This is a genomic window from Nocardioides sp., from assembly GCF_031422975.1.
Lineage (GTDB): Bacteria > Actinomycetota > Actinomycetes > Propionibacteriales > Nocardioidaceae > Nocardioides.
In genome coordinates this window covers 1-3,532 of sequence record NZ_JANPEO010000651.1, presented here as the reverse complement: position 1 = coordinate 3,532, position 3,532 = coordinate 1, and the positions used below count along the sequence as shown (strand labels likewise).

Genomic DNA, 3,532 nt, shown 5'->3' with positions numbered 1-3,532 from the left:
GGTCGGGGCCTTCGAGCCGGGTCCGGTAACTCACGGGGGTGACCGGACCCGGCTCCGCCACGTCTCTGAGCGCGTCTAGGGTCTTGCCCATGACTTCTCCCGCCCCACGTGCCGACGGCCGCGCCGACGACGAGCTCCGCCCGATCACGATCACCCGCAACTGGCTCGACCACGCGGCCGGGTCCGTGCTGATCGAGTTCGGCGGCACCAAGGTGCTGTGCGCCGCCTCCGCCTCACAGGGCGTGCCGCGGTGGCGCAAGGGCTCGGGCCTGGGCTGGGTCACGGCCGAGTACGCGATGCTGCCCGCCTCGACCAACACCCGCTCGGACCGCGAGTCGGTCAAGGGCCGCATCGGCGGTCGTACCCACGAGATCTCGCGCCTGATCGGACGGTCGTTGCGGGCGGTCATCGACTACGAAGCACTCGGCGAGAACACGATCGTCCTCGACTGCGACGTGCTCCAGGCCGACGGCGGCACCCGGACCGCGTCGGTCACGGGCGCGTACGTCGCCCTCGCCGACGCGGTGGCGCACCTGCGGTCCACCGGCGCGCTGACCGGCGAGCCGCTGACCGGATCGGTGGCCGCGGTCAGCGTCGGCATCATCGACGGCGTGCCCCGCCTCGACCTGCCCTACGAGGAGGACGTGCGCGCCGAGACCGACATGAACGTCGTGATGACCGGCGCCGGTTCGTTCGTCGAGGTGCAGGGGACGGCCGAGGGGGCTGCCTTCGACCGCTCCGAGCTCGACGCGCTGCTCGACCTCGCGGCCCTGGGCTGCGCCGACCTGACCAGGCTCCAGCAGGAGGCGCTGGCGCGATGACCCGGGTCTTCCTTGCCTCGCGCAACGCCAAGAAGCTCGTCGAGATGCAGCGCCTCCTCGCCGAGCACGTGGTCGGCGTGCAGGTCGTCGGTCTCGACGGCGTCGCCGACTACGCCGAGCCCGTCGAGGACCAGCCGACGTTCGAGGGCAACGCCCTGCTCAAGGCGCGCGCGGGTTTCGCGGCGACCGGGCTGCCGACGATCGCCGACGACAGCGGGCTCTGCGTGAGCGCGCTCAACGGGATGCCCGGCGTGCTGTCGGCTCGCTGGGCGGGGCCGCCCAAGAGCGACGAGCGCAACAACGAGCTGTTGCTGGCCCAGCTCGGCGACGTACCAGACGCGAGACGCGACGCCTGGTTCGAGTGCGCCGTCGCCTTCGTCGGCACCGACGGTGGCGAGCTCGTCGAGCACGGCCGGATGCCCGGCCGGATCATCCACGCGCCACGGGGCAGTGGTGGCTTCGGCTACGACTCGGTGTTCGTGGCTGACGAGCACGCCGGGGCCGACCTCACCTCCGCCGAGCTCGACCCGGTGGAGAAGGACCGCATCTCGCACCGGGGGCACGCGCTGCGCGCACTCGCCCCGCGGATCGCCGACGCCCTGGCGTAGTCGCCGGCGGCTCAGCCCCGTTGCGACGGGGCCGAGCGGGTGCGCCCGGTGAGATTCGAACTCACACTGTCACGGACCTAAACCGTGTGCCTCTGCCGTTGGGCCACGGGCGCGTGGTGCCGATCCTCTCAGCCGAGGCCGAGGTCCCGGCGGAGCTTGGCGACGTGACCGGTGGCCTTGACGTTGTACTGCGCGAGCTCGATCCTGCCGGCCTCGTCGATCACGAAGGTCGAGCGGAGGACGCCCTGGACCGTCTTGCCGTAGAGCGACTTCTCGCCGTACGCGCCAAAGGCCCGGTGCGCCTCGAGCGACTCGTCGCAGAGCAACGCGATCGTCAGGTGGTCGCGCTCACGGAACTTCGCAAGCTTGGCCGGCTTGTCCTTGGAGACGCCCAGCACCTCGTAACCCGCACCCTGGAGCGAGTCGAGGGACTCGCTGAAGTCGCACGCCTGCTTGGTGCAGCCGGGAGTCATCGCAGCCGGGTAGAAGTACACGATCACCTTGCGCCCGCGCAGCTCGGACAGCGTCACGTCGTCACCCGCGTCGTTGGTGAGGGTGAAGTCGGGGGCGACGTCACCGGGGCTCAGGCGTGTGGTCATGAAGAACTCCTGGGTCGAGGGCCTGCCCGGGTGGACAGGGCGGATCCCGTCGTTGAAGGCAGGTGGTTGTTGCAAGCGATGTGCAATAAGATGTCAGGGATGGCCGGGCCCTGGAGGACCGGCCGCCATCATCCAAGCACGACACCCGATCCTGGCGAGAGCGAGACCGACCCACATGCACGTGCCCGACGGCTTCCTGGACGCGCCGACCTCGCTGGCGACCGGCCTCATCGCCGCGGCCGGGATCGCGGTGGCCCTACGCGGCACGCGTCGTGAGCTCGACGACCGCACCGCACCGATGGCGGGACTCGTCGCGACGTTCGTGTTCGCGGCCCAGATGATCAACTTCCCGGTCGGGGCCGGCACCAGCGGCCACCTCATGGGTGGTGCGTTGGCGGCGGTCCTGGTCGGGCCGTGGTCGGCGGTGCTGTGCCTCTCGGTCGTGCTGCTCGTGCAGGGGCTGATGATGGCCGACGGTGGGATCACCGCACTCGGCACCAACATCACGCTGATGGGTCTGGTGACCGTGGCCGTCGGCTGGACGACCTTCGTGCTGATGCGTCGCGTGCTTGCGGCGCGCCCGACAGCCGTGCCGATCGCCGCCGCCGTCGGCGCGTTCCTCAGCGTCCCGGCCGCCGCCCTGGTCTTCACGCTGCTCTTCTCGGTCGGCGGGCAGGCTCCCGTCGACTTGTCGAGGGTCGTGGTCGCGATGCTCGGCTGGCACACCCTGATCGGTCTCGGGGAGGCCGCCGTCACCGGACTCGTCGTCGCCAGCGTCATCGCCACCCGACCGGACCTGGTGTACGGCGCACGCCCGCTGCTGGCCGTACCCACGCTCGAGATCCGCACCCCCGCGCCCGACCCGGAGACCACCCGATGACCCGCCGGCGGTTCTTCGCCGCGGCAGTCCTGCTCACGCTGCTCGTGGCCGGGGTCGCGAGCTACTACGCCAGCAGTCACCCCGACGGGTTGCTGTATGTCGCAGGCCAGACCGGCTTCGAGGACGCCGCCGAGGACTCGGCGACCGCCGACAGTCCGCTGGCCGGCTACCAGACCAGGGGCGTCGGCAGCGAGCGCCTGAGTGGCGCACTGGCCGGGGTGGCGGGGGTCGCTCTGGTAGGGCTGATCGGTGGCGGGCTGTTCTGGATGCTGCGTCGCCGCGACGAGCGCCCCGACACCTCCGGATCGGGCGACTGACGTGGGTGCCGGTCACGGTCACCGGATGCACTTCCACGGCCATAGTCCGATCCATCGCGCGCCCGCGCATCTCAAGCTGGTGGCGCTGGTGTGTTTCATGCTCGCCGTGGTCGCGACGCCGCGCACCTGGTGGCCGGCATTCGTGGTCGAGGTGCTCGCGCTCCTCGTGGTCATCGGCCACTCCCGCGTGCCCCCGGGCTACCTCGCGCCGCGCATGGTGATCGAGGTTCCTTTCGCGGTGTTTGCCCTGCTGATGCCCTTCATCTCCGCCGGGCCACGGACCGAGATCCTCGGCTTCGCGGTCTCC

At 70.9% G+C, this 3,532-nt stretch carries 5 protein-coding genes, 1 tRNA gene and 1 pseudogene; 5 read left to right on the top strand and 2 right to left on the bottom strand.

The window, feature by feature from the left end; all coding sequences use genetic code 11:
• Positions 1-89: 89 nt before the first annotated feature.
• Positions 90-821, top strand: a complete 732-nt coding sequence (rph, locus tag RMO85_RS19300; protein ID WP_310530334.1) for a ribonuclease PH — start codon at positions 90-92, stop codon at positions 819-821.
• Positions 818-1,429: an RdgB/HAM1 family non-canonical purine NTP pyrophosphatase gene (rdgB, locus tag RMO85_RS19295; protein ID WP_310530333.1), complete on the top strand. Its 612-nt coding sequence runs from the start codon at positions 818-820 to the stop codon at positions 1,427-1,429. Before rph ends, rdgB begins: the two co-directional genes overlap by 4 nt.
• 40 nt (positions 1,430-1,469) lie before the next feature.
• Here rdgB and RMO85_RS19290 read toward each other — a convergent pair.
• Positions 1,470-1,542 (bottom strand) — tRNA-Leu (locus RMO85_RS19290).
• A 15-nt stretch (positions 1,543-1,557) separates the two neighbouring features.
• Positions 1,558-2,028, bottom strand: coding sequence for a thioredoxin-dependent thiol peroxidase (gene bcp / locus RMO85_RS19285; RefSeq protein ID WP_310530332.1), 471 nt, complete (start codon positions 2,026-2,028; stop codon positions 1,558-1,560).
• Between the two features lie 175 nt (positions 2,029-2,203).
• Here bcp and RMO85_RS19280 point away from each other — a divergent pair, with 175 nt between their 5' ends.
• The 3 genes and pseudogenes from RMO85_RS19280 to RMO85_RS19270 form a co-directional block, all read left to right on the top strand.
• Positions 2,204-2,908, top strand: a complete 705-nt coding sequence (locus tag RMO85_RS19280) for an energy-coupling factor ABC transporter permease (RefSeq protein WP_310530331.1) — start codon at positions 2,204-2,206, stop codon at positions 2,906-2,908.
• Positions 2,905-3,225, top strand: a complete 321-nt coding sequence (locus RMO85_RS19275; protein WP_310530330.1) for a PDGLE domain-containing protein — start codon at positions 2,905-2,907, stop codon at positions 3,223-3,225. Before RMO85_RS19280 ends, RMO85_RS19275 begins: the two co-directional genes overlap by 4 nt.
• 25 nt (positions 3,226-3,250) lie before the next feature.
• Positions 3,251-3,532 (top strand): annotated as a pseudogene (locus tag RMO85_RS19270) (cobalt ECF transporter T component CbiQ); the annotation flags it as partial.

What these genes read in the sequence shown, in the direction of transcription:
- rph (WP_310530334.1), top strand. Translation starts at nt 90, where the DNA reads ATGACTTCTCCCGCCCCACGTGCCGACGGCCGCGCCGACGACGAGCTC.
- rdgB (WP_310530333.1), top strand. Translation starts at nt 818, where the DNA reads ATGACCCGGGTCTTCCTTGCCTCGCGCAACGCCAAGAAGCTCGTCGAG.
- bcp (WP_310530332.1), bottom strand. Translation starts at nt 2,028, where the DNA reads ATGACCACACGCCTGAGCCCCGGTGACGTCGCCCCCGACTTCACCCTC.
- RMO85_RS19280 (WP_310530331.1), top strand. Translation starts at nt 2,204, where the DNA reads ATGCACGTGCCCGACGGCTTCCTGGACGCGCCGACCTCGCTGGCGACC.
- RMO85_RS19275 (WP_310530330.1), top strand. Translation starts at nt 2,905, where the DNA reads ATGACCCGCCGGCGGTTCTTCGCCGCGGCAGTCCTGCTCACGCTGCTC.